Genomic DNA, 24,080 nt, shown 5'->3' with positions numbered 1-24,080 from the left:
GTCCGGCACCACGTCCCCGGGCCACGCCCTCTCGGCCGCGCTCCCGGGCGTCGGCTACAGCTCCTTGAAGAACGCCTCCGCCGTGTGCAGGAAGAGGTCGTTCGCCTCGGTCTCACCGATCGTGACCCGCAGGCCCTCACCCGCGAAGGGCCGGACCACCACACCGGCCTTCTCGCAGGCCGCCGCGAAATCGGCGGTCCGCTCCCCCAGCCGCATCCACACGAAGTTGGCCTGGGTGTCCGGGACGACCGTCCAACCCTGGGCGAGCAGCGTGCTGTGCACGCGCGCACGCTCGCCCACCAGCGAACCGACCCGGCCCATCAGCTCGTCCTCCGCCCGCAGCGAGGCGACCGCGGCGTCCTGGGCGAGCTGGCTGACGCCGAAGGGAACGGCCGTCTTGCGCAGCGCGGCCGCCACCGGCTCGTGCGCGACCGCGAACCCGACCCGCAGACCGGCCAGCCCGTACGCCTTGGAGAACGTGCGCAGCACCGCGACGTTCGGGCGGTCGCGGTAGAGCTCGATGCCGTCGGGAACGTCGGCGTCGCGGACGAACTCGCGGTAGGCCTCGTCCAGCACCACCAGGATGTCCGAGGGCACCCGGTCCAGGAAGCGCTCCAGCTCGGCCCGGCGTACCGCGGTACCGGTGGGGTTGTTGGGGTTGCACACGAAGATCAGGCGCGTGCGGTCCGTGATGGCCGCGGCCATGGCGTCAAGGTCGTGCACGTCCCCGTCGGTGAGGGGCACCTGCACCGACGTCGCGCCCGAGATCTGCGTGATGATCGGGTATGCCTCGAAGGACCGCCAGGCGTAGATGACCTCGTCGCCGGGACCCGCCGTCGACTGGATCAGCGACTGGGCGACCCCGACGGAACCGGTGCCCGTGGCGATGTGCTCGACCGGCACCCCGAAACGGTCGGCCAGCTCGTTCACCAGGCCCGTGCAGGCCATGTCCGGGTAGCGGTTGAACCGGCCCGCGGCCGCGACCGCGCTCTCCAGGACGCCCGGCAGCGGCGGGTACGGGTTCTCGTTCGAGGACAGCTTGAACGCCACGGGCCCGCCGGTGGCAGCGGGCTTTCCGGGCTTGTAGGTGGGAATGCCGTCCAGCTCGGCGCGCAGCTTCGGGCTCTTCTCGCTCACCGCAGGTCCTCCTCGACCGTCCCGTCGACGGCACCGTCGACTCAATACTGCTCACCTTATGAGGATTCCGCCGATCCGAGAATGGCAGGCGCCCGGAACACGGGGGGAGCGCGCGCATATATGCGCGCGCCGGTGGCCTGCGCCGTGGCGCGCGTCCCTCGTGAAGGTGAGTTGCGGTCGGTCCGGCACGCCACCGTTTTGGCATGCTCGTACCCGTCGACAAGCGGCACCCTCACCCAGAGCGACCAAAGACCTTCGTTTCCAAGGTCATTGGGGGTGGCGAAACATGCAGAATCGTGCCTGTCAACGCGTGCATATGCATCCGGACCACCCACCCCACCGAGCCCTACTATCGGCTCGCCATGACAGCAGCAGGGAAGCATCAGGTGAGCCGGGCCGAGACCACCCGGCGAGTCGGCGGCCGACAGGGCCGGGCCGGCATCAGAGACGTGGCCGCCGCAGCGGGCGTCTCCATCACAACCGTCTCCGACGCGCTCAATGGCAAGGGGCGGCTGCCGGACGCCACCCGCCGCCACGTCCGCGAGGTCGCCGACCGGCTGGGCTATCGCCCTTCCGCGGCCGCCCGCACCCTCCGTACCGGCAAGTCGGGCCTCATCGGCCTGACCGTGACGACGTACGGGGATGAACCTTTCACCTTCACCGAATTCGCGTACTTCGCGGAGATGGCACGGGCCGCCACCTCCGCCGCGCTCGCCCGTGGGTACGCCCTCGTCATCCTGCCCGCCACCTCACGACACGACGTCTGGTCCAACGTGGCCCTGGACGGCACCGTCGTGATCGACCCGTCCGACCACGACCCCGTGGTCAGCGAGCTGGTCCGTCAGGGACTCCCCGTGGTCTCCGACGGCCGACCGGCCGGCACCCTCCCCGTCACCGCCTGGGTGGACAACGACCACGAAGCGGCCGTGCTCGGCCTCCTCGACCACCTCGCAGCCGCCGGCGCCCGCCGCATCGGGCTGCTGACCGGCACCACCACCGACACCTACACCCGGCTCTCCACCACCGCATACCTCAGCTGGTGCGAACGCGTCGGCCAGGACCCGGTCTACGAGTCCTACCCCGCCCACGACCCGTGCGCCGGGGCCGTGGCCGCCGACCGACTGCTCGCCCGGCCCGACCGGCCCGATGCCGTGTACGGGCTCTTCGACCCCAACGGCACCGACCTCCTCGCCGCGGCCCGGCGCTACGGCCTGCGCGTCCCTGAGGACCTGCTCCTCGTGTGTTGCAGCGAATCCACCGTCTACGCCACCACCGAACCGCCCATCACCACGCTGTCCCTCAAACCGCGCCGCATCGGCACCGCCGTAGTGCAGTTGCTCATCGACGCGATCGAGGGGGTCGACACCGGACGCCCCGTAGAGCAGGTCGTCCCGACCGAACTCATCATCCGTACCTCCTCGCAGCGCAGGACGCCCCGAACCACCGTCAGCCCACCCCGTTCACCGGCCCAGGATTGACCTCCGGACCACGGCACGGCGGGGTCCACGACCCCGCCCAGGATTTCCGCAACACCGATATCGGGATAAAACAGTAGGAACAACCGGCTCCGGCCAGGATTCACCACCCCTGGTGCGTCACAGAGCGCGAGCCGCATTCCTATGATGGGCGCACGACATCACGGACCCTCCGACCCGGAGGTCAGAGGGTCCGCAGGTGTACGGCAGCGCGACGGTGGTGGAGGGGTCGATGACTCAGGGGGCCGGTCAGGGACCCGCGATGCGGACGGACACGCTGCGGGACTTCCGGGTGCCGGTCGGCGAACCCGCGCCTCACAAGGCGTCCACCGGCCTGCCCGGGGACGCCCCCGGGTACGGCGGGCATCCCGCGTACTACGGAACGGCGGCGGCGCCCGTACCCCCGGTGCCCGGATACGTGCCGGGGCAGCCGGAGTACCTCGGCTCCACCCCCACGGCCCGTCCCGCACCGGACACCGTCCCGCACCAGCGCACGGCCGCGGCCCACGCCGACGACCACGCGCCGGAGCCGGGCGACGACGAGCCCGAGCCCGACGACGGATACACGCCGACGCAGCGGGACCTCCCCGTCATCGGGCGCGGCGCGCAGGGCGGGCCCGGCGACACCGTCCAGGTCCAGTACGTCCCCCAGGAGGCCCAGGCCACCGGTCCGGGCCCGCTGTACGTGGTCGGCGACGTCCACGGGTACCTCGACGAACTGGTCACCGAGCTCCAGGCGCAGGACCTCATCGACGCCGACCGGCGGTGGTCCGCGGGCAACGCGCGGCTCTGGTTCCTCGGCGACTTCACCGACCGCGGGCCCGACGGCATCGGCGTGATCGACCTCGTCATGCGGCTCTCCGCCGAGGCCGCCGCGGCCGGCGGCTACTGCAAGGCCCTCATGGGCAACCACGAACTCCTGCTGATCGGCGCCAAGCGGTTCGGCGACACCCCCGTCCACTCGGGGGCGGGCACCGCCACCTTCCAGGCCGCCTGGTTGCTCAACGGCGGCCAGCGCACCGACATGGAGCGCCTGGAGGACGTCCACCTGCAGTGGATGTCGCGGCTGGACGCGGCCGCGCTGGAGGACGGGCACCTGCTCCTGCACTCCGACACCACCGCGTACCTCGACTACGGCGACTCCATCGAGGACGTCAACGACAACATCCACGAACTCCTCAACCGCAACGACGCCGACATCACCTGGGACCTGTTCCGCAAGTTCACCAAGCGGTTCGCCTTCCGCGACGAGGAGACCGGACCCCACGCCGTACGGGAACTCCTCGGCACCTACGGCGGTGGACGCGTCGTCCACGGCCACAGCCCCATCCCCTACCTGCTCGGCGAGGTGGGCACCGAGGACGGCGACGGCACCCGCGGTCCGGAGGCCGTGGACGGCCCCCACGTGTACGCGGAGGGCCTGGCCATCGCCATGGACGGCGGCGTCACCATGGCCGGCAAGCTGCTCGTCGTTCAACTACCTCTGCGCGACTGAGCGTTCTCGGAGCGGGGTATTTCGGCAAAGCCCCTGTCACGGCGTGGCAGGGGCGCTCTACCATCGCTCTATCCGTAGCAGGCTCTCCTCCGTTTGTGCCGGTGCCCGGGGTCTACGCGGGCAAACCGGCTTGTACGGAGCATCGGGGGATGCACATGACCAGCGCTCCGCACCTGCTGACCGAAGACCGGCCCGAGTTCGACCGGCTCCTTGACGAAACGCTGCGCACGGCTGACGAACGGCCCGAGCTCGCCACCCTGGGCGAACGGCTCAACGCCGAACAACTGCGCACGATGGCACTGAACGCGATCGCGCTGCTGACCGCCGCGGCAGCCGCCGAGTACGACCACTACGTGAAGGTCCGCGCGGAACTCCGCGACGAAGCCCGGTCGGCCTCCACCGGCAGGGGGGAGTACGTGACGGGCGACCGGGACGACGGGGCCGGCCTGAGCGCCGTCGTGGCCGTCCTCGCGCCCGTCCTGGCCGGCACCTCCATGCTGATCTTCCTGCTGGTGGGCTACAGCCTGAAGATGATCGATCCCGAACCGGCCTTCGCGAAGACGATGCTGACGGCGGGCTGGCTTTTCGGGGCACTCACCGTGGCCGCCCTGCTGTTCGCGGTCATCGGCCTGCTGGTGACCGCGCTGCGCAACAGCTCGACGGAGGTCGCGGCGGCGGAGACCGTGGCGGTCCCCGACGAGCTCTCACGGGCCCGGGAGGCCTGGCGCAACGCGCTGCTGGAGCGGGGAATCATCCCGTTCCTGCGGGACGCCCTGGCCGACCCGAGCGCCGACGGCTATCCGACCCCGAGAACGCCGGGGGCCGGACGCATCCCGCAACTGGGATACAGCCGACCCGACTTCACCAGCCCCGGATCGACCTCACAGGGGCCCCGGCCCGGCTACGCGTCGCCGGACTTCACCAGCCCGGACTTCGGCGGCCCCGAACACGAACCGGACTGACAACCACGGCCGGTTCGCCGAGGCGCCCCGTCGTCAGCGGATCGGCCCATCCGGAGGGCCCACTTGGCCGTCCGCGAGGGCCACCCGGGTTCGCGCCCCGGCGTGCCTCGCCGCTCGGCACCGGCCCCGTCCCTAGGGTCAGCGGCCGTGAAGCCGACGATTTGCCTGTGCATGATCGTGAAGAACGAGTCCGCCGTCATCGAGCGCTGCCTCAAGTCGGTACGGGGGCTCATCGACACCTGGGCCATCTCCGACACGGGATCCACCGACGGAACCCCACAACTGATCCGAAGCGCCCTGGACGGGATCCCCGGGGAACTCCACGAGGAACCGTGGGTCGACTTCGGGCACAACCGCAGCCTCAACATCGGGCACGGTCTCGGCAAGGCCGACTACGTGCTGCTCCTCGACGCCGACCACGTCCTGCGCCCCGAAGGGCCCCTGCCCGCCCTCACGGCGGATTCCTACATGCTCCGCCACGAGGGCGCGACCGAGTACCGCATCAAACGCCTGGTCCGTGCCGATCTCCCCTGGCGGTACGAAGGCGTCACCCACGAGTACCTGACCTGCGACCGCCGCGACGAGAACGACCGGCGGCCCGGCCTCCAGGAGAACCTCGACGCGCTCGTCATCGAGGACTACGCCGACGGCGGCTCCCGACACGACAAGTACGAACGGGACGCGCGGCTGCTCGGCGCCGAACTGCAACGCGACCCGTCCAACACCCGGACCGTCTTCTACCTCGCGCAAACCCTGCGGGACATGGGCGACACCGCGGCCTCGATCAAGCTCTACGAACGCCGCGCCGGCATGGGCGGTTGGGGCGAGGAGGTCTACTACGCACTGCTCCAGGTCGGTGTCCTACAGGGCGAGGCCGGGGACTGGCCCGCCGCCATGGACGCCCTCTCACGGGCCTGGGACTCGCGTCCCGGCCGGCTGGAAGCCTGCTATGAACTCGCCGCACGACTCAGGATGCTCGGCCGGTACCACTCCGCCCACGCCGTGACCGCAGCCGTCCTGGATCGCCCGGTGCCGGACGATCTGCTCTTCGTCCAGCCCTGGGTGTACCGGTGGGGCCTGCTCTTCGAGCACTCGATCAACGCCTACTGGGTCGGCGACATGGACGCGTCGCTCAGCGCCTGCGACCGCTTGCTCGCCCTGCCGGACCTGCCGGAGGCGTACCGGCGCCAGACGGAGGACAACCGCGCCTTCGCGGTCGCTTCCCTCCGTGGCCCCTCCCTGTCTGTTTCACGTGAAACGGCCCCTCCTGTTTCACGTGAAACAACCGCCCACATGTGACCACCCGCGTGTTTCACGTGAAACGAACAGCATCCGTTTCACGTGAAACAACGCGACCCACGCCCCTCTACGACGCGGCTGCCCGCTCGCCGAGTGCCCGGCGGCGCAGACCGGCGTTCGACAGGGCCGGCGGGCGCCAGACTCCGTCCGGCCGGTAGAGGTTCACGCCGGGCGCCACGATCTCGTCGATCCGGTCGAGCACCGCGTCGTCCAGGATTAGCCCGGCCCCCTTCAGCAGCGACTCCATCTGCTCCATCGTCCGCGGCCCGATGATCACCGAGGTGACGGCGGGATGGGCGACGGGGAACGCCACGGCCAGCTCCGGCAGCGTGCATCCGATCGACTCGGCCAACTCGACCAGTTGTTCCACCGCTTCCAGCTTGGCGACGTTGCCGGGGATCGCCGGATCGAACCGTGCCGGAGTCAGCGCCGCCCGCCCCGAGGTCATGTCGACGGGCTCACCGAGCCGGTACTTCCCGCTCAGGAAGCCGGAAGCGAGCGGACTCCAGGTCAGCACTCCCATCCCGTACCGAAGGGCGACCGGAAGCACGTCCGCCTCGATGCCCCGCGCGAGGATCGAGTATGGCGGCTGCTCCGTACGGAACCGGGGCAGCGCCCGCCGCTCGGCCACGTGGTGCGCCTCCACGAGCTCCTCGGCCGGAAACGTCGAGCAGCCGAAGGCGCGGATCTTGCCGGCCCTGACCAGGTCACCGAGGACCGACAGGGTCTCTTCGACGTCGGTCGTGTGGTCCGGCCGGTGCACCTGGTAGAGGTCGATCCAATCGGTGTCCAACCTGCGCAGGCTGTCCTCCACCGCCCGCACGATCCACCGCCGCGAGTTGCCGCTCCGGTTACGGCCCTCGCCCATCCGGAAGTGGACCTTCGTGGCGAGCACGACGTCGTCGCGCCGCCCCTTGAGGGCCTTGCCGACGATCACCTCGGACTCACCGGCGGAGTACATGTCCGCCGTATCGACGAAGTTGATGCCCCGGTCGAGTGCGGCGTGGATGATCCGCACGCACTCCTCGTGATCCGGGTTCCCCACCGCGCCGAACATCATCGTGCCCAGGCAGTGGGCACTCACCTCGATGCCGGTACCACCAAGATTTCGGTATCCCATGCTCATGCGGCGGCACTCTAGGACCTGGAGCGCGCTCCAGGTCAAGGACCGGACCCCCGATCCCTCAGGTCCGAACTCCCTTGTCTCCAGGGCCCGGACACGGCGCTGCTCCCGGTCGGCGGCACTCCGCCGACCGGGAGCAGCACTCCCCCCGAACGTGCGTCAGTCCGCCAGAGGCAGGTAGACGCGGTTGCCCGCAGCGGCGAACTCGGCGGACTTCTCCGCCATGCCCGCCTCGATCTCGTCGGCCTTCAGGTCTCCACCGTGCTGGCGGCGGATGTCCTGCGAGATCTTCATGGAGCAGAACTTGGGACCGCACATGGAGCAGAAGTGCGCGGTCTTGGCCGGCTCGGCCGGCAGGGTCTCGTCGTGGAACTCGCGGGCCGTGTCCGGGTCGAGGGCCAGGTTGAACTGGTCCTCCCAGCGGAACTCGAACCGTGCGTCCGACAGGGCGTCGTCCCACTCCTGGGCGCCCGGGTGCCCCTTGGCCAGGTCCGCCGCGTGGGCGGCGATCTTGTAGGTGATGACGCCGGTCTTGACGTCATCACGGTTGGGCAGGCCCAGGTGCTCCTTGGGCGTGACGTAGCAGAGCATCGCGGTGCCCCACCAGGCGATCATCGCGGCGCCGATGCCCGAGGTGATGTGGTCGTACGCGGGCGCGACGTCCGTGGTGAGCGGGCCGAGCGTGTAGAACGGCGCCTCCTCACAGATCTCCTGCTGGAGGTCGATGTTCTCCTTGATCTTGTGCATCGGGACGTGGCCCGGGCCCTCGATCATCGTCTGGACGTTGTGGCGCTTGGCGATGGTGTTCAGCTCGCCCAACGTCTTCAGTTCGGCGAACTGCGCGGCGTCGTTGGCGTCGGCGATGGAGCCGGGGCGCAGGCCGTCGCCCAGGGAGTACGTGACGTCGTAGGTCGCGAGGATGTCGCAGAGCTCTTCGAAGTTCGTGTAGAGGAAGTTCTCCTTGTGGTGCGCCAGGCACCACGCGGCCATGATCGAACCACCGCGGGAGACGATGCCGGTCTTGCGCCGGGCGGTCAGCGGTACGTACGGGAGCAGCACGCCCGCGTGGACCGTCATGTAGTCGACGCCCTGCTCGGCCTGCTCGATGACCGTGTCCTTGTAGATCTCCCAGGTCAGGTCCTCGGCGCGGCCGTCGACCTTCTCCAGCGCCTGGTAGAGCGGCACGGTGCCGATCGGGACGGGGGAGTTGCGCAGCACCCACTCGCGGGTGGTGTGGATGTTGCGACCGGTCGAGAGGTCCATGACCGTGTCGGCGCCCCACTTGGTGGCCCAGGTCATCTTGTCGACCTCCTCCTCGATGGAGGAGGTGACCGCGGAGTTGCCGATGTTGGCGTTGACCTTCACCAGGAACCGCTTGCCGATGATCATCGGCTCGATCTCGGGGTGGTTCACGTTGGCCGGAAGGACCGCTCGACCTGCGGCGATCTCCTCACGGACGACCTCGGGGGAGACGTTCTCGCGGATCGCGACGTACTCCATCTCCGGGGTGATCTCGCCGCGGCGGGCGTACGCGAGCTGGGTTACGGCGGCGCCGCCACGGCCGCGGCGGGGCTGCCGGGGGCGTCCCGGGAAGACCGCGTCGAGGTTCTTGAGGCCGCCGCGGGGCGAGGTGTGCTTGATGCCGTCGTCCTCGGGGCGCGCGGGGCGGCCCGCGTACTCCTCGGTGTCGCCACGGCTGATGATCCAGTTCTCGCGCAGCGGCGCGAGGCCCCGACGGACATCGGTCTCGATCTGCGGGTCGGTGTACGGACCCGACGTGTCGTAGAGCGTCACGTCCTTGCCGTTGGTGAGGTGGACCTGGCGGACCGGCACCCGGATGTCGGGGCGGGAGCCCGCGACGTAGCCCTTGTGCCAGCCCGGCTGGCGCTCGTTCCCGCCGTCGGCGTCCTGGCTGACGGCAGGCGTGCGTGCGTCCTGAATGGTCATGAGACCTATCTCCCTACGCCGGCATTACCCGGTAACAGGTTCGGCGGTCGACGCAGCCTCTTCCCGTACGCATTCTCATGTGCGTACGGTGATCAGCGCCCTCTCAGCCCGGTGCTCCGAGCTCCCGCGTTGTGCAAAGGTGCCCCCACGCTAGCGTCATCTGTGGCGTGCTGAACAGTGGGCCCCCTCATCTCTTGCGATGATCTGCCGGTGATGTCCTCGCCGCAGCCCCCCACCGAGCCCACCGAACCCACGGGTCACCACGACCACGAGCACGCCTCCCATGGACATGCGGCCGGGCCCGCACAGGGCCATTCCCACAGCCACAGCCACGGGCCGGCGGCCCCCGTCTCCAAGCACCTGCGCAAGGTCATCGCCGCGGTACTGATCCCCTTCGCGGCGGCCGTCTTCATCGGCATGGCGGTCCTGTGGCCGGGCGGCGCCCCCGCCCACGAACGGACCGGCGTGGGATTCGACCGGCAGACCCAGCAGGGCCAAGTCGTCGCACTCGAAAGCGTCGACTGCAAATCGGTGAACGCCGCGCAGGTGCCGTCGACCGGCGATCTCTCGACCCCCCAGGGCCGCGAGGCGAAGGCCTCGCAGACCGGCGACTGCAAGAAGGCCACCGTCGTGGTCGGTAGCGGTCCCGACAAGGGGCGCGCCTTCTTCGAGATCGTCCAGCCGGGCGCCCCACGGCAGTTGAAGCAGGGTCAGGAGGTGGTCGTCGCCCACGCGCCGGACGCCCCCCGGGACCTCCAGTACTCGGTGATCGACGTGAACCGCAAGCTCCCGATGGCCCTGCTGGCCGGCATCTTCGCCGTGGCGGTCGTCGTGGTCGGCCGGTTGCGGGGCCTGTTCGCACTCATCGCCCTCGTGATCAGTTTCGCGATCCTGACCCTCTTCATCCTCCCGGCGATCCTGCAGGGCTCGAACCCCCTGGTCGTCGCGATCGTCGGGGCCAGCGCGATCATGCTGATCGCCCTCTACATGTGCCACGGGTTGACGGCCAGAACCTCGGTGGCCGTCCTCGGCACCCTGGTCTCACTGTTGCTGATCGGCCTGTTGGGCTCGGTGTTCATCGACTGGGCGTTCCTGAGCGGGAACACCGACGACAACACCGGCCTGATCCACGGCCTCTACCCCGACATCGACATGAGCGGTTTGCTGCTCGCAGGCGTGATCATCGGTTCGCTCGGTGTGCTCGACGACGTGACGGTCACCCAGACCTCAGCGGTGTGGGAACTCCACCAGGCCGACCCGAAGATGGGGCCGCGCGCCCTGTACCGGGCGGCGATCAGGATCGGCCGCGACCACATCGCGTCCGTGGTCAACACCCTCGTACTCGCCTATGCGGGTGCCGCTCTGCCCCTGCTGCTGCTGTTCTCGATCGCCAACAGCAGCATAGGGTCGGTGGCCAACAGCGAGCTGGTGGCGGAGGAGATCGTACGGACCCTCGTGGGCTCGATCGGGCTCGTCGCATCGGTTCCCGTGACCACGGCCCTGGCCGCTCTGGTCGTTTCCGCGGACCGGCCGGGTGCCCCCGCCGGCGCGGCGGCCACGGGACCGGTCCGCGGCGGCCGGGGCCGACGGCGCAAGCGCTGAGGAGGAGCCGGTCGGCTCAGCCCGCGTTCTGTTCGTTCTGCCGGGCTTCGGCGAGGATCTTGTCGAGCGCCTCGTCGAGGTCCCCCTCGAAGTCGCCGAGGTTGCGCTCCTGACCGAGCGGAACAAGCCGATCGGTCCGGTCGAGGAACGCGACGAGCGGTGCCGCGCCGGCACGGAACAGGGCCCGGTCCCCGCCGACCTGGAGGCGGATGTGGACGTCGGACAGCTCCTCGGGGTGGGTGGGGGCGATGTGCACGTCGCCGTCGCCGCAGGGCTTGTTGATGCCGTCGAGAAGCAGCTCCCGGCCGAACGCCCAGGTCACAGGCGCGTCTCCGGGAAGGTGGAAGGTGAGGCGTACTGCGTAGGGGTCCCGAGCCTCGTACCGGAGTTCCACCGGGATCCGGAACGAGAGCTCCTCGGAAACGAGGAAGCTCATCATGACCTCTGCCTGTACCGACTCGCGCATTGCCTACCCCGCTGTAGTGGAAGTGGCCAGGAATGGTCCCCCAAGCCCTCTTGACAAGAGTGGTGGAAGCGCTCGGAGATCACAAGGAGTGAGTTTTCAGATACTGATAGAGAACGAGAGGGTGCTCAACAGCGCGCCTACTTCACTCCGTAGCCGATCCACCGCATAGGGCAACCGACTTTCCTGGTGCGCAGGGAGCGAAATGGCCATGGTTGCGGCGGTATCGCCCGCCGTGATCGGGATGGCGGCGCACACGATGCCCAGCGCGTACTCCTGACGCTCCGTAACCGGCTGCATCCGTTCCAACGAAGCGATTCTTTGTTCCAGTGCGTGGAGGTCCCGCACGGTGTAGGGAGTGATCCCCTCGACCGGGTGACGGTCGTAGTGGTCCTTGCGCGCCTTCTCGTCGAGCTGGGCCAGCAGGCACTGTCCGATGGCGTGCGCGTGGCCGGTCGCGCGGAAGTCGGCCCATTCCTCGCAGGCAGGGTCGGCCGGGGTGTCCGAGACGCCGACGACCTCGATCTCACCCTCGCGGTAGACCGCGAAGTAGACGGGCGCCCCGACCGCGTCGCGGAAGTGCGCGAGGGAGTCGAGGATCATGCTGCGACGTTTCTGCTGAAGTCCGCCAACCGCCAACCGCCCGGCGGCCGCCCCGAGTACGAAGACCCCTCCCTCGCGGCGCAGATAGCCCTCGTGCGTCAGGGTGCGCAGCAGGTGGTACGCGGTGGGGAGCGGGAGCCCGGCTTCGCGCGCGAGTTGTTTCGCCGGGGCTCCGTCACCGTGGGAGCCCGCAGCTTCCAGCAGCCTCAGCGCTCTCTGCACCGAACCGATCAGAGTCGGCACACCGGCATTGTGAACCGAAGACAAAGCTCACCCCCAGGCGTGGCGGCGGGCCTGGGGGGCCCGCCCTGCGGGGGCCGCCCCCGCGTGTGCCGTGGCTCCTGGGGGTGTTGCTCGGGTGCTCCGGACCTGATCGCCCGTCCGGAGCGGAGTACCAGCTGACGGTGCCCAGGGGAGCGACACAGATTGCGACCCTATCCGCCGATTCCAGCGGTGTGGGCGTTTTGCCGTCTCACGTTCCCCCGCATGGGTCAATCCCGTACCGCCCGGGTCGCGGGTTTCCTACCACTCCCCGGAGGAGGAAGACGAGGACTTCGAACCGCTGCCGCTGAACTTCTTGACCACGAAGATCAGGCCGCCGACGAGGGCGACGAAGAGGAGCAGCTTGAAGACCAGGCCGATCAGCGTGCCGATGATGCTGGTGATCACCCCGCCGAACACGAAGATGGCCAGCACCGGAACGGCGATCCACTTGACCCACCAGGGCATGCCCGCGAATATCGCTCGGATCCCGTCCATGTCTTCTACCTCTTCCTCATCCGTGACTTCCTGGTCCCGATGCTAGGAGCCGCCGGCCACGGCCGGGGGCCCGGGAGCCCCCGGAACCCCCTGATCCGCCCCCTAGGGGGACCGGGCGCGGACCCCCGGGAGGACAGCCCCCGGAAGAGGGCCCCCGGGATGAAGGCCTCCGGTCCCGCGCCCTCAGCCCTCCGGCGGGGAGAACACCACCAGCACCTTCAAGGGTTCGGTGATGTGGTGGAACTTGTGCGGCACCCCCGCCGGTACGTAGACGACGCTGCCGTTGGCCACCACCGTCGTCTCCTCCCCGACCGTGATCGAGGCCCGACCGCTGACCACGAAGTACACCTCGTCCTGCCGGTGCGGCTGCTGCGGATCACTTTGGCCCGCCTCCAGGGCGTACAACCCCGCCGACATGTTCCGTTCCCGCAGGAATTGCAGGTAGGCGCCGTCGTTGGCCGCCCTCTCCGCCTCGAGCTCATCCAGCCGGAAGGCCTTCATCGTTGCTGTGCCCCTCGTTCGCCGCTGCCGTGGGATCCGCTGATCTGCTGATGTCCCACCAGGATCTTCTCTGCCACGATCAGACACATGACGAATTTCGTAGTCAAGACGCTCGCCAATGCGGCAGCCCTGGCCGTGGCCATCTGGCTGCTCGCCGGCATCACGCTCGACGACGGCAGCAGCACCGGCCGACGAGCCGCCACACTGATCCTGGTCGCCCTGGTCTTCGGCCTGGTCAACTTCATCGTGAAGCCCGTGGTGAAGCTGCTTTCCTTCCCCTTGTTCGTTCTCACCCTCGGCCTGTTCACCCTGGTCGTGAACGCCTTGATGCTGCTCCTGACCTCCTGGCTGGCGAAGCAGTTCGACCTCAGCTTCCACGTGGACGGCTTCTGGACCGCCGTCCTCGGCGGGCTGATCATCTCCGTCGTCTCCTGGGCCGTGAACCTGGCCCTGCCCGACAAGAACTGACCGGCCGACGATGTACCGCGTCTGTTTCGTCTGCACGGGCAACATCTGCCGCTCGCCCATGGCCGAGTCGGTCTTCCGCGCCCACGTCACCGGGGCCGGACTGGACGACCGGGTCGAGGTGGACAGCGCCGGCACCGGCGGTTGGCACGAGGGCGACGGCGCCGACCCGCGCACCGTGGCCGTGCTGGAGGCCGCCGGGTACGAGCAGGAACACCGGGCCCGACAGTTCCGGGCCTCCTGGTTCGACCGCCTCGACCTCGTCATCGCGCTCGACTCCGGCCACCTGAACGACCTGCGGGCCCTGGCACCGACCCCCGAGGCAGCGGCCAAGGTCCGGCTGCTGCGCTCGTACGACCCCGCGGCAGGGCCGGGCCGCATACCGGACGCGATGGACGTACCGGACCCGTACTACGGCTCCCTCGACGGGTTCGAGGAATGCCTGGAGCTGGTCGAGGCCGCGAGCCCCGGCCTGCTGGACGCGGTACGCACCGCGGTGAAGGAGCACACCCCGTGAACGAGCACCCATCCGGTGAAAGCACCACGACGGACCGGTACGGCGACGGAACCCGGGCCGTGCGCGCCGGATTCCCCGAAGCCGTGAAGAACGAACCGACCCTGCCCGGGCCCGTGTTCGCCGCCCACTTCCACCTCCCCGGTGACGTGTCGGGCCCGTACACCTACGGCCGCGACAGCAACCCGACGTGGACCCTGCTGGAACGCGCCATCGGCGAGCTGGAGGCACCCGGATCGGAGGACGCGGAGACCATCGTCTTCGCCTCCGGAATGGCGGCGATCTCCGCGGTCCTCCTCTCCCAGGCCCGCACCGGCGACACCGTCGTCCTACCCGACGACGGCTATCAGGCGCTGCCACTGCTCCGGGAGCAGTTGGAGGCGTACGGGATCGTGGTGCGCACGGCGCCGACCGGTGGCGACGCCCAGCTGACGGCCCTCGACGGGGCCCGGCTCCTGTGGATCGAAACCCCCTCCAACCCGGGTCTCGACGTGTGCGACGTACGCCGCCTCGTGGAGGCCGCGCACCGCGGCGGCACACTGGTCGCCGTCGACAACACCCTCGCCACCCCGCTCGGGCAGCGGCCGCTGGAACTCGGCGCGGACTTCTCCGTGGCCAGTGGCACCAAGGGCCTCACCGGCCACGGCGATCTCCTCCTCGGCTACGTCGTGTGCCGGGACCCGGCGCTCGCCGCGGGCGTCCGCCGCTGGCGCAAGATCGTCGGGGCCATCCCCGGGCCCATGGAGGCCTGGCTCGCCCACCGCTCGCTGGCCACCATCCAGCTGCGCGCCCAGCGCCAGTGGGCCAACGCCCTCGCGATCGCGGAAGCGCTCGCCGACCGCGCCGATGTGAGCGGACTGCGCTACCCGGGCCTGCCTTCGGACCCGTCCCACAAGACGGCCGCCCGACAGATGTCCGGATTCGGCTCGGTGGTCTCCTTCACGCTGCCGGACCGCGCGCACGCGGAACGCTTCATGGCCGCCCTGCACCTGGTCGAGGACGCCACGAGCTTCGGCGGAGTGCGCTCCACGGCGGAGCGGCGCGGCCGCTGGGGCGGCGACGCCGTGCCGGAGGGTTTCATCAGGTTCTCCGCCGGCGCCGAGGATCCCGAGGATCTGGTCGCCGATGTGCTGCGGGCCCTTGACCAAGCGGGTTCCGGGGCCTGAACGACACGGGGAACGGTCCGAGCCTCCCCCCTGGTGGCTCGGACCGTTCCTCGGGTTCCGCAAGTGAAGAACCACACCAGCAAGGCTAATTGACTCAGCGTCAGAGTCCAATCACGGTAACGACAGGGGCCTATCGGCATATTTATAGTTGAAGGCCCCCACCGGAAGGGGCCGCCATGGACCTGGCCCTGCTGCGCACCTTCGTCGCCGTCCACCGGGCGGGCTCGTTCACCCGGGCCGCCGGCCTCCTCGGACTGTCCCAACCCGCGGTCACCTCGCAGATCCGGACCCTGGAACGCCAGCTGGGCCGGCCCCTGTTCGACCGCCGCGCCCGTGGCGTCACACCCACCGCGATCGGCGACGAGCTGGCCCACAAGGCGGCCCCGCACCTGGACGCCCTGTTACGGATCACCGAGTCCGAGCGGGAGTCGGTGGGCGCGTCACGCACCCTGCACCTCGCCGGACCGGCCGAGTTCCTCTCCCTGCGGGTGCTCCCCGCCCTCGCCCCCCTGGTCGTCCAGGGTCAGACCCTGCGCACCGCGTTCACCTCCGGTACCGAGGCGACCCTCGACGGACTGGGCGCCGGACAACACGACCTCGTCGTCACCACGGCCCGACCGCGCGGCTCTCTGTTCACTTCCTCCGTCCTGTGCGACGAGGAGCTGGTGCTGATCGCGGCGCCCTACTGGGCGGCCCTCGTCGACCCCGCCCACCTGCGCGACAGGGGCCCCGGCGCCCTGGACGGGATCCCCGTCGTCGAGGTCCACGAGAGCCTGCCGCTCGTGACCCGCTACTGGGCCGCCCTCTTCGACTCCGCGCCCGAACCGGCCGCCACCGTCGTCGCACCCGATCTGCGCGCCGTGCTGGAGTGCGTCCGAGCCGGCGCCGGGCTCGCCGTGCTGCCCCGCTACCTGTGCCGGGACGCCCTGGACGACGGGCGGATCGTGGCCCTGCTCGACCCGCCCGTACCGCCACTGCGGACCTGGTTCCTGGCCGTACGGGCCGGTAGCCTCGCCCTCGCCCACCTGGACCGCGCCCACGACGTGCTGCTGCGCGCCGCCGCGCACTGGTGAGCCCCCTGTTTTCGGCCTGCGGTGCGTTTCAGACGGGTTGTACCGGGCCACTCTTCTCCCATGACCGAACGTCCCGTGGTCAAACGCACCGCCCGCGCGATCCTGCTCGACGGTGGCGACCTGATCCTCATCAAGCGCACCAAGCCCGGCGTCGACCCGTACTGGCTCACCCCGGGCGGCGGGGTGGAGCCCTCGGACGACACCGTGGTGGACGCCCTGCACCGCGAGGTCCACGAAGAACTGGGCGCCAAGATCACCGATGTGGTGCCCTGCTTCGTCGACACCGTCGAGCACATCGCCTCCGGGGGAGTGACCGGCGTGAAGGTGCAGCACTTCTTCGTCTGTCACCTCGAATCGATGGACCTCTCACAGCGCCACGGCCCCGAGATCGACGAGCCCGAGGGCGAGTACGAGATCGTCCGCGTGCCCTTCAGCCGGGTCGGGATCGCGGCGGTCCACCTCGTGCCGCTGTCCTTGCGGCACTACCTCGACGGGAACATCGAGGGGGTGCGCGCCATGCACGCCCCCGATCTGGGCTGAGCACGCCGGGAAGCCGGCGGGCCCGTACCGGGCTCAGCCGGCGACGCCCGCCAGCTCCTCGAACGCGTCGTAGCGGATCCGCTCCCCGGGGATGCCGATCCGCTTGAGGGCGTCCACCCCGTTGCGGATCATCGCCGGCGGCCCGGACACGAAGGCGTCGTACGACCTCCAGGGCCCGTGCTCACCGACGGCCTGCGGCAGTTGGCCGTCCAGGCCCCCGCCCACCACCGGGCGCACCGAGAGCCACGGGTGCGATCGCTGCAACCCCAGCAGGGTGTCCTTGTCGTAGAGGTCGTGGTCGCTGCGCGCCCCGAAGAAGACCTCCACGGGCCGCCTCTCGCCGTGCTCGGCGACGTCCTCGATCAACGCCTTGATGGGGGCGATGCCGGTACCGCCCCCCAGGCACAACATGCCGTTGTCCGTGGTGTGGTCCACCACCATCGACCCCGCCGGCGGCCCCAGCCGCAGGACGTCGCCCGGCTGTGCGTGCCGTACGAGGGCGTTGGAGACCCAACCCGCCGGAACGGCCTTGACGTGGAACGAGAGGAGGCCGTCGGCGCGCGGTGCCGAGGCGAAGGAGTAGTTACGCCAGACCCGTGGCCACCACGGGGTCTCCAGGCTCGTGTACTGGCCCGCCAGGAAGGGATAGGGCTGGTCGGGGCGGACCGTCAGCACCGCGATGTCCGATGTGCGCAGGTCGTGGGAGACGACCTCCGCCTGCCACCACGCGGGCGCCTGCGCCTCGTCCTCGGCCGCGGCGTCGATCATGATCTGGGAGATGGCCGTGTACGCGCGTACCCAGGCCGCCTGGGTCTCGGGCCCCCAGGTGAACTCCGCGTACCGGGCCAGGGCGCCGATCAGGGCCTCGCCCACGGCCGGATAGTGCCCGGCCATCGTTCCGTACTTGCGGTGCCCCGTGCCCAGTCGGCGGAGGTACGGGACGAGCACGTCGGGGGCGTCGATGTGCTCTGCGGCGGTCAGCAGCGCCTTCAACAGCCGGTCGCGCTGAACGTCCATGGAGGCGGGGAACATTCCCCGCACCTCGGGGTGCCCCGTGAAGACCAGGGCGTAGAAGTACGAGGTGACCTTGTCGGCGACGGGTGCGATCTCCGCGAGGGTCCGGTGAATGAGCACGGAATCCGGGGAGGGCTCCTTCGCACCGCCCCCGGAGGGTATCCGGCCCGTCGGTCTGGCCGATCTGATTGGCGGAGCGTCCATGCGGTGCCTCGCTTCGAGCATCTCGGTCGGTGTGCACGCGCCACGGCCTCGAATCCGTGGTTCCGGGTTTCACAGCGTGCCGGCCGACCAAGAGCACTGCGGGGGAATGGACAAATTCTGCGTTTCGAACCCTCTTTCCCCTTAAGATGCCTCGACTTCCGGGCGGGTCACACCCACGAGCTGGTATGCCTCTCGGAGGTCGCGGCCCTCGTAGACGTACGTCGCCCGTTCGGCCAGGTACGGGCGCGCGTTCACCGCCACCGACCTCGGGACGGCGTCGAAGAGGACCGCGTCGGTCAGGGAGTCCCCGTACGCCACGCAGTCCGCCCGGCTCACTCCGAACCGGGCGCACAGCTGGTCGGCGATGCCCACCTTGCCCTCGGGCGTCAGGATCCCCGCCAGGTCGACGGGACGGGTGAAGGGCACCGCGGGGAACACCGAGCCGTGGGCGGCATGGGCACCCCACTCCAACAACAGCTCGACGAAGAACGACGGGGACAGCGAGATGACCGCGCAGTAGTCGCCTCGCTCGCGGATCTCCTGCCAGACGTCCCGGATGCCGGCCAGCCACGGAGCACCGTCGAACGCCGCCCGAACGTGCGCCGGCGTCAGCTCCGACCACAGCTCCCGGACGGCCACCGAGAACTGGTGGGGGCTGATCTCGCGTGCGGCAAAGGACCGCTCCAGTTCGGCGATCTCGACGCCCACGCCGAGCTGCCGGGAAATCTCGACCGGCGCGGCCGAGCCGAACATCAAGGTCCCGTCGAGATCGAAGAGGTGCAGCATTGTCATAGCCGTCGAGGCTAGCCGCTCCGTTTCACGTGAAACAGCGTGTTTCACGTGAAACGGTTCCGAGACCGGCGTGGCCCGGTCGATGTTTCACGTGGAACCGACGGTGTTTCACGTGAAACGTGACCGATGCTCCGTGCCCGCCCGGGCCATGGGCCGTTTCACGTGAAACACCGGCGCGGCGCCATATCCCCTGGACTCCCACCCGGCCCATGATCCAGGCTGGGCGGGTGACATCACCACCGCTCACCGACCTGCCGATCAGCTTGCTCACCACGGATGATCTCCGTCGCTGCGCCGATCTGTCCGAGGACCGCGGCTGGCCCCGCGAGGACCACAAGTGGGGGCTCCTCCTCGCAGCGGGGGACGCCTACGGGATCGACGCCCCCGATGGCGAAGGACTTGCCGCCGTCTGCGTCGTCACCCGCTACGGGCCCAGCCGCGCCGAACCCGACCTCGCAGCCATCGGCATGGTCCTCGTCGCGGAGAGGTACGCCCGCCGGGGACTTGGCCGCCGACTGATGACACACGTGTGCGACGAGGTCCTGACGGGCATCCCCCTCACCCTGCACGCCACGCCGTACGGCCGCCCCCTGTACGAGGAGCTCGGCTTCGGAACGACGGGCCGTGCCGAGATGCTCGTGGGTGCCTTCCGGCCCGCCGGAGACGGTCCGACCCCGGACGACGGGGTTGTCCGCCCGGCCACCTCCAGGGACATCCCTGCCATCATCCGTCTGGACACCGAGGTGTTCGGCACCGACCGCACCCACCTGATCACCCGCCTGCCCGCCTTCGCCGACCGGCTGCTCGTCATCGAGGACGACCGGGGCGAGCTCGTCGGGTACGCCGCCATGTGGCCCAACATGCAGACCCATGTGGTGGGCCCGCTGATCGCCCGCGACACCGTCGGCGCCCAGGCCCTCGTGACGGCGCTGGCAGCCACCACCGACCGGCCCCTTCGCACCGACGTCGACGTACGCCACGAGGGGCTCCTGGGCTGGCTCAAGGAACGGGGCCTCTCATCCGTGGCGCTCAATGCCGTCATGACCCGGGACATCCCCCGCCTGCCCGGCGACTGGACCCGCCGCTGGGCCCCACTGACCGTCGCGGCGGGCTGAGAAAAGGAAAGACGCACCATGACCGAAACCCACGATCTGAGGATCCGCCCCGTCACCGAGGCCGATCTGCCGGCCATCGTCGAGATGCTCGCCGACGACCCGCTCGGCGCCACCCGGGAGTCCACGGACGACCTCGCACCGTACGTGGCGGCCCTCAAGCGCCTGACCGAGGACCCCAACCAGCACGTCGTCGTCGCCGTCCGCGGTGAGCGCGTGGTGGGCACCCTCCAGCTCACCTTCGTACCGGGACTCTCCCGCATGGGGGCCACCCGGTCGATCATCGAAGGTGTTCGCGTCCACGCCGACGAGCGGGGCAGCGGCCTCGGCACCCGTTTCATCGAATGGGCGATCGACCGGTCCCGGCAGGAGAACTGCCGGCTGGTCCAGCTCACCACGGACGTGACGCGCACCGACGCCCACCGCTTCTACGAGCGGCTCGGCTTCACCGCCTCCCACGTCGGCTTCAAGTTCCAGCTCTGAGCGATCCGGGCGGCCGGGCAGCATCGCGGCCCGGCCGCCCGCCACCGGTCCGGCCTCAGCCGATGCCCCGCCAGCCCTGGGGATCCACCCCACCGGGCACCGGGGCCTGGGCGTCGTAGGGCTCCCTCGTGAAGACGAACGACGCCAGGTCCAGGTGGCTCACCGAGCCGTCCTCCCGGCGCACTGCTCGCAGCGTCTCGCCCGCGTAGTAGCCGGAGAGGCCCGTCCACGTACCGTCGGGCTCCGCGCGGAAACCGGCCGCCCGGCCGGTGCCTCCCAACGGGCTGAGCTGCAGGCAGCCGTCGTACGTGAGCCGCAGCACGTACGGCGAAGTCCCCCAGTACCAGGGCCCGGTCAGCTCCAACGGCACCCGGTCGGCTTCCCCGAACGGCCGCCACGGCTCGGGAAAGCGCGGTTCCGCGTCGGCGACGATCCGCACCAGGTCGAGGGCGACGGCCATCGACGGAAGCCCCGAAGTGCAGTTCGCCAAGACGATGGCGGCCACGTCGTCGGCCTCGCTCAGCCACAGGCCGGCGACGAACCCCGGGAGGGAGCCGCTGTGCCCGACCAGCACGCGGTCCCCGTCCGTCGTCAGTTGGACGCCGAGCCCGTACCCGGAAGCCGCGATGCCGGGCTCCGGCGGCGCGGCCGGGGTACGCATCTCCCGTACCGTCGCGGCGCTCAGCACCCGGCCGTCACCGCGGAGCAGGAAGTCGGCGAAGCGCGCCAGGTCCGTGGTCGTGGACCACAGTTGCCCCGCCGCGGCCATCAGGCCGAGGTCTTCCAGCGGTTCCGGCATCATCACGTCGGCCCACGGGTGCACGGCCCAACCGCCCGCGTGCGGCGCCTGTGGCTGCCCGCTCGTACGGTTCAGGCCGAGCGGCTCCAGCACCTCGGCGCGCAGGACGTCCTCCCACGGCCTGCCCCGCAGCGCCTCGACCAGCGAACCCAGCAGCGTGTAACCGGGGTTGGAGTAGTGGAACCGGCGGCCGGAGGTGTGCTTGAACGGCTCGTCCCCCAGTACGTCGGGGAGTTCGGGCCGTAGCGAGGCCGGGCTCCGCTCCCACCACGCGCCGGGGGTCTCGGCGGCCAGCCCGCCCGTGTGGGCCAGCAACTGGGCGACGGTCACCTCGCCGACGCCCGTTCCGGGCAGGTGCTTCTCCAGCGGGTCCGACAGGTCGAGCAGCCCTTCGTCCCGCAACCGCAGCACCAGAACCGCGGTGAACGTCTTGGTGATCGAGCCGATCCTGTACTGGACGTTCCCGTCCGGTCCGTGCCCCGCCACCGAGGTGCGGGACCCCTCCCAGACCACCTCGCCCCCGCGGACGACCGCCGCCACCACGGAGGGGGCCCTCCCCTCGCTCTGTGCGACGGCGATCCGGTGGCGCAGCGCGCGCCGGGTCTCGGGAAGCAGTTCCAGGTCTTCAGGGAGCGCGTTCATGATCCGTAGGTACCACACCCGCGCGACCGACGGCCTCCCGATTTCCCCCGCCGGACGCCGGGTCGCCGCGCTCCTACGTGTTGGCCATGTCCACGAAGCGGGAGTAGTGGCCCTGGAACGCGACGGTGATGGTGGCCGTGGGGCCGTTTCGGTGCTTGGCCACGATCAGGTCCGCCTCGCCCGCGCGGGGGGATTCCTTCTCGTACGCGTCCTCGCGGTGCAGCAGGATCACCATGTCGGCGTCCTGCTCGATGGAGCCCGATTCACGGAGGTCGGAGACCATCGGCTTCTTGTCGGTGCGCTGTTCGGGACCACGGTTCAGCTGGGAGAGCGCGATCACCGGGACCTCCAGCTCCTTCGCCAACAGCTTGAGGTTTCGGGACATGTCCGAGACCTCCTGCTGGCGGCTCTCCGGCCGGCGCGAGCCGCCCGACTGCATCAGCTGGAGGTAGTCGATGACGACGAGCGAGAGGTCGCTGCGCTGCTTGAGGCGGCGGCACTTGGCCCGGATCTCCATCATCGACAGGTTCGGGGAGTCGTCGATGTACAGCGGCGCGGCCGAGACGTCGGGCATCCGGCGTGCGAGCCGGGTCCAGTCGTCGTCGGTCATCGTTCCCGAACGCATGTGGTGCAACGCCACGCGGGCCTCCGCCGAGAGCAGGCGCATCGCGATCTCGTTGCGGCCCATTTCGAGGGAGAAGATGACGCTGGGCAGGTTGGCCTTGATGGAGCAGGCCCGTGCGAAGTCCAGGGCGAGCGTGGACTTACCCATGGCGGGACGTGCGGCGATGACGATCATCTGGCCGGGGTGGAGGCCGTTGGTGAGGGAGTCGAGGTCGGTGAACCCGGTCGGCACGCCCGACATCTGGCCGCTGCGGGACCCGATCGCCTCGATCTCGTCGAGGGCGCCCTCCATGATGTCGCCCAGCGGCAGGTAGTCCTCGGAGGTCCGCTGCTCGGTGACGGCGTAGATCTCGGCCTGGGCGCTGTTGACGATCTCGTCGACGTCGCCGTCCGCCGCGTACCCCATCTGCGTGATCTTCGTACCGGCGGCGACGAGGCGCCGCAGGACGGCTCTCTCGTGGACGATCTCCGCGTAGTACTCGGCGTTCGCCGCGGTGGGTACGGACTGGACCAGCGTGTGCAGGTAGGAGGCGCCACCGACCTTGCTGATCTCGCCGCGTCGGGTCAGCTCCGCGCCGACGGTGATCGGGTCGGCCGGCTCGCCCTTGGCGTACAGGTCGAGGATGGCCTGGTAGATCGTCTCGTGCGAGGGACGGTAGAAGTCGTGGCCCTTGAGGACCTCGACCACGTCGGCGATGGCGTCCTTGGAGAGCAGCATGCCGCCCAGCACCGACTGCTCGGCGTCGAGGTCCTGCGGCGGAACGCGTTCGAAGCCGCCACCGCCACCGTCCCAGGAGCCGCCCTCGCGGTCGTCGTCGTCCTGCTTGCCCCCGCGGCCCCGGCCTTCGCCGCCACGGCGCGGACGGGCGGGCAGACGGTCACTGGGACCGCTGTCGGCCCAGGGGTCGTCCATGGGCTCGGGCATGTTCACCGGGCCGCCTCCTCCCGTCCGCTGCGCGGACCTCGCCGTGCCACTCTTTCTACGACACGGCTCTGACATTTGGGGCACCCGGATCGGCTCTCGGCGCGTCGGGCAACGCCCAACGGTAGGGCCGCGAGCGACGTCAGCCAATCTTGTTATCCACAGGCTGTGTGGATGAGATGTGGACGACGGCTCCAATGCTGTGGGTAACTGGTCGGAAGCTGTGTACGGACCGGGGGATGACGCTGTGGACAAAATCACCCGACCCACCCGAACACCCCACCTGACCTGCTGTTTTCACGCACCTGAAGGTTGGGGGAGAAAATTCTTGGCCACTGTCTCAAGATCGCCTCCAACGGGGTGC

Annotated in this window: 23 protein-coding genes and 1 riboswitch; of the genes, 12 read left to right on the top strand and 11 right to left on the bottom strand. The window is 69.8% G+C overall.

What is annotated here, in order from left to right:
• Positions 1-54 precede the first annotated feature (54 nt).
• On the bottom strand, positions 55-1,137 hold the full coding sequence (hisC, locus tag ACFVS6_RS01725; protein ID WP_389699940.1) for a histidinol-phosphate transaminase: 1,083 nt from the start codon (positions 1,135-1,137) through the stop codon (positions 55-57).
• 362 nt (positions 1,138-1,499) lie between these two features.
• On the opposite strand from hisC, the gene ACFVS6_RS01720 reads away from it, so the two are divergent.
• From ACFVS6_RS01720 to ACFVS6_RS01705, 4 genes are all read left to right on the top strand, one after another.
• Complete coding sequence (locus ACFVS6_RS01720) at positions 1,500-2,615, top strand: LacI family DNA-binding transcriptional regulator (protein ID WP_362875095.1); 1,116 nt, start codon at positions 1,500-1,502, stop codon at positions 2,613-2,615.
• 229 nt (positions 2,616-2,844) lie between these two features.
• A complete protein-coding gene (locus ACFVS6_RS01715) occupies positions 2,845-4,107 on the top strand; it encodes a metallophosphoesterase (protein ID WP_389699939.1) in 1,263 nt (420 codons plus the stop codon).
• A 149-nt stretch (positions 4,108-4,256) separates the two neighbouring features.
• Complete coding sequence (locus tag ACFVS6_RS01710) at positions 4,257-5,069, top strand: hypothetical protein (protein ID WP_389699938.1); 813 nt, start codon at positions 4,257-4,259, stop codon at positions 5,067-5,069.
• Between the two features lie 147 nt (positions 5,070-5,216).
• Complete coding sequence (locus tag ACFVS6_RS01705) at positions 5,217-6,368, top strand: glycosyltransferase (protein WP_389699937.1); 1,152 nt, start codon at positions 5,217-5,219, stop codon at positions 6,366-6,368.
• 67 nt (positions 6,369-6,435) lie between these two features.
• On the opposite strand, the gene ACFVS6_RS01700 is transcribed toward ACFVS6_RS01705, so the two are convergent.
• The gene (locus ACFVS6_RS01700; RefSeq protein ID WP_389700037.1) at positions 6,436-7,488 is read right to left on the bottom strand and encodes an aldo/keto reductase; all 1,053 of its coding nucleotides are present in this window, start codon (positions 7,486-7,488) and stop codon (positions 6,436-6,438) included.
• Between the two features lie 162 nt (positions 7,489-7,650).
• Complete coding sequence (thiC, locus tag ACFVS6_RS01695; protein WP_388891403.1) at positions 7,651-9,438, bottom strand: phosphomethylpyrimidine synthase ThiC; 1,788 nt, start codon at positions 9,436-9,438, stop codon at positions 7,651-7,653.
• Positions 9,432-9,576: riboswitch (TPP riboswitch) on the bottom strand. It overlaps the preceding gene by 7 nt.
• Positions 9,577-9,651: 75 nt before the next feature.
• On the opposite strand from thiC, the gene ACFVS6_RS01690 reads away from it, so the two are divergent.
• Positions 9,652-11,040, top strand: coding sequence for a YibE/F family protein (locus ACFVS6_RS01690; protein WP_389699936.1), 1,389 nt, complete (start codon positions 9,652-9,654; stop codon positions 11,038-11,040).
• Between the two features lie 16 nt (positions 11,041-11,056).
• Here the strand turns inward: ACFVS6_RS01690 and ACFVS6_RS01685 are convergent, their stop codons facing one another.
• The 4 genes from ACFVS6_RS01685 to ACFVS6_RS01670 form a co-directional block, all read right to left on the bottom strand.
• Positions 11,057-11,506: an SsgA family sporulation/cell division regulator gene (locus tag ACFVS6_RS01685; RefSeq protein WP_389699935.1), complete on the bottom strand. Its 450-nt coding sequence runs from the start codon at positions 11,504-11,506 to the stop codon at positions 11,057-11,059.
• Positions 11,507-11,602: 96 nt separating this feature from the next.
• A complete protein-coding gene (locus tag ACFVS6_RS01680; protein WP_389699934.1) occupies positions 11,603-12,349 on the bottom strand; it encodes an IclR family transcriptional regulator in 747 nt (248 codons plus the stop codon).
• 279 nt (positions 12,350-12,628) lie between these two features.
• Positions 12,629-12,856 carry a DUF5326 family protein gene (locus ACFVS6_RS01675; protein ID WP_389700036.1) on the bottom strand — a complete coding sequence of 76 codons (228 nt, stop codon included), beginning with the start codon at positions 12,854-12,856 and terminating at the stop codon, positions 12,629-12,631.
• Between the two features lie 192 nt (positions 12,857-13,048).
• Positions 13,049-13,366 (bottom strand): cupin domain-containing protein, encoded by a 318-nt coding sequence (locus ACFVS6_RS01670; protein ID WP_281204936.1) that lies wholly within the window; start codon positions 13,364-13,366, stop codon positions 13,049-13,051.
• Between the two features lie 87 nt (positions 13,367-13,453).
• On the opposite strand from ACFVS6_RS01670, the gene ACFVS6_RS01665 reads away from it, so the two are divergent.
• From ACFVS6_RS01665 to ACFVS6_RS01645, 5 genes are all read left to right on the top strand, one after another.
• Positions 13,454-13,834, top strand: a complete 381-nt coding sequence (locus ACFVS6_RS01665) for a phage holin family protein (protein ID WP_389699933.1) — start codon at positions 13,454-13,456, stop codon at positions 13,832-13,834.
• Positions 13,835-13,844: 10 nt separating this feature from the next.
• Positions 13,845-14,348 (top strand): low molecular weight protein-tyrosine-phosphatase, encoded by a 504-nt coding sequence (locus ACFVS6_RS01660; RefSeq protein WP_389699932.1) that lies wholly within the window; start codon positions 13,845-13,847, stop codon positions 14,346-14,348.
• Positions 14,345-15,511: a cystathionine gamma-lyase gene (locus ACFVS6_RS01655; protein ID WP_389699931.1), complete on the top strand. Its 1,167-nt coding sequence runs from the start codon at positions 14,345-14,347 to the stop codon at positions 15,509-15,511. Before ACFVS6_RS01660 ends, ACFVS6_RS01655 begins: the two co-directional genes overlap by 4 nt.
• Before the next feature lie 176 nt (positions 15,512-15,687).
• A complete protein-coding gene (locus ACFVS6_RS01650; protein WP_389699930.1) occupies positions 15,688-16,584 on the top strand; it encodes a LysR family transcriptional regulator in 897 nt (298 codons plus the stop codon).
• A gap of 60 nt (positions 16,585-16,644) precedes the next feature.
• Positions 16,645-17,124, top strand: coding sequence for an NUDIX domain-containing protein (locus tag ACFVS6_RS01645; RefSeq protein WP_388891374.1), 480 nt, complete (start codon positions 16,645-16,647; stop codon positions 17,122-17,124).
• A 33-nt stretch (positions 17,125-17,157) separates the two neighbouring features.
• Here the strand turns inward: ACFVS6_RS01645 and ACFVS6_RS01640 are convergent, their stop codons facing one another.
• Positions 17,158-18,258: a globin domain-containing protein gene (locus ACFVS6_RS01640; protein ID WP_389699929.1), complete on the bottom strand. Its 1,101-nt coding sequence runs from the start codon at positions 18,256-18,258 to the stop codon at positions 17,158-17,160.
• 225 nt (positions 18,259-18,483) lie between these two features.
• On the bottom strand, positions 18,484-19,134 hold the full coding sequence (locus tag ACFVS6_RS01635; RefSeq protein WP_389699928.1) for an HAD family hydrolase: 651 nt from the start codon (positions 19,132-19,134) through the stop codon (positions 18,484-18,486).
• Positions 19,135-19,361: 227 nt separating this feature from the next.
• Between ACFVS6_RS01635 and ACFVS6_RS01630 the strand changes: the two genes are divergently transcribed.
• Positions 19,362-20,249, top strand: coding sequence for a GNAT family N-acetyltransferase (locus tag ACFVS6_RS01630; RefSeq protein WP_389699927.1), 888 nt, complete (start codon positions 19,362-19,364; stop codon positions 20,247-20,249).
• Positions 20,250-20,267: 18 nt separating this feature from the next.
• Positions 20,268-20,729, top strand: coding sequence for a GNAT family N-acetyltransferase (locus ACFVS6_RS01625; protein WP_389699926.1), 462 nt, complete (start codon positions 20,268-20,270; stop codon positions 20,727-20,729).
• Positions 20,730-20,784: 55 nt separating this feature from the next.
• Here ACFVS6_RS01625 and ACFVS6_RS01620 read toward each other — a convergent pair whose 3' ends face one another.
• Both ACFVS6_RS01620 and dnaB read right to left on the bottom strand, forming a co-directional pair.
• Positions 20,785-22,170 carry a serine hydrolase domain-containing protein gene (locus tag ACFVS6_RS01620; RefSeq protein ID WP_389699925.1) on the bottom strand — a complete coding sequence of 462 codons (1,386 nt, stop codon included), beginning with the start codon at positions 22,168-22,170 and terminating at the stop codon, positions 20,785-20,787.
• A gap of 73 nt (positions 22,171-22,243) precedes the next feature.
• Positions 22,244-23,707, bottom strand: coding sequence for a replicative DNA helicase (gene dnaB / locus ACFVS6_RS01615; RefSeq protein ID WP_389700035.1), 1,464 nt, complete (start codon positions 23,705-23,707; stop codon positions 22,244-22,246).
• Positions 23,708-24,080 lie beyond the last annotated feature (373 nt).

This window comes from Streptomyces sp. NPDC057939, from assembly GCF_042887545.1.
GTDB lineage: Bacteria > Actinomycetota > Actinomycetes > Streptomycetales > Streptomycetaceae > Streptomyces.
The sequence above is the reverse complement of the archived record's forward strand: the minus strand, read 5'-3'. Positions and strand labels throughout refer to the sequence as shown.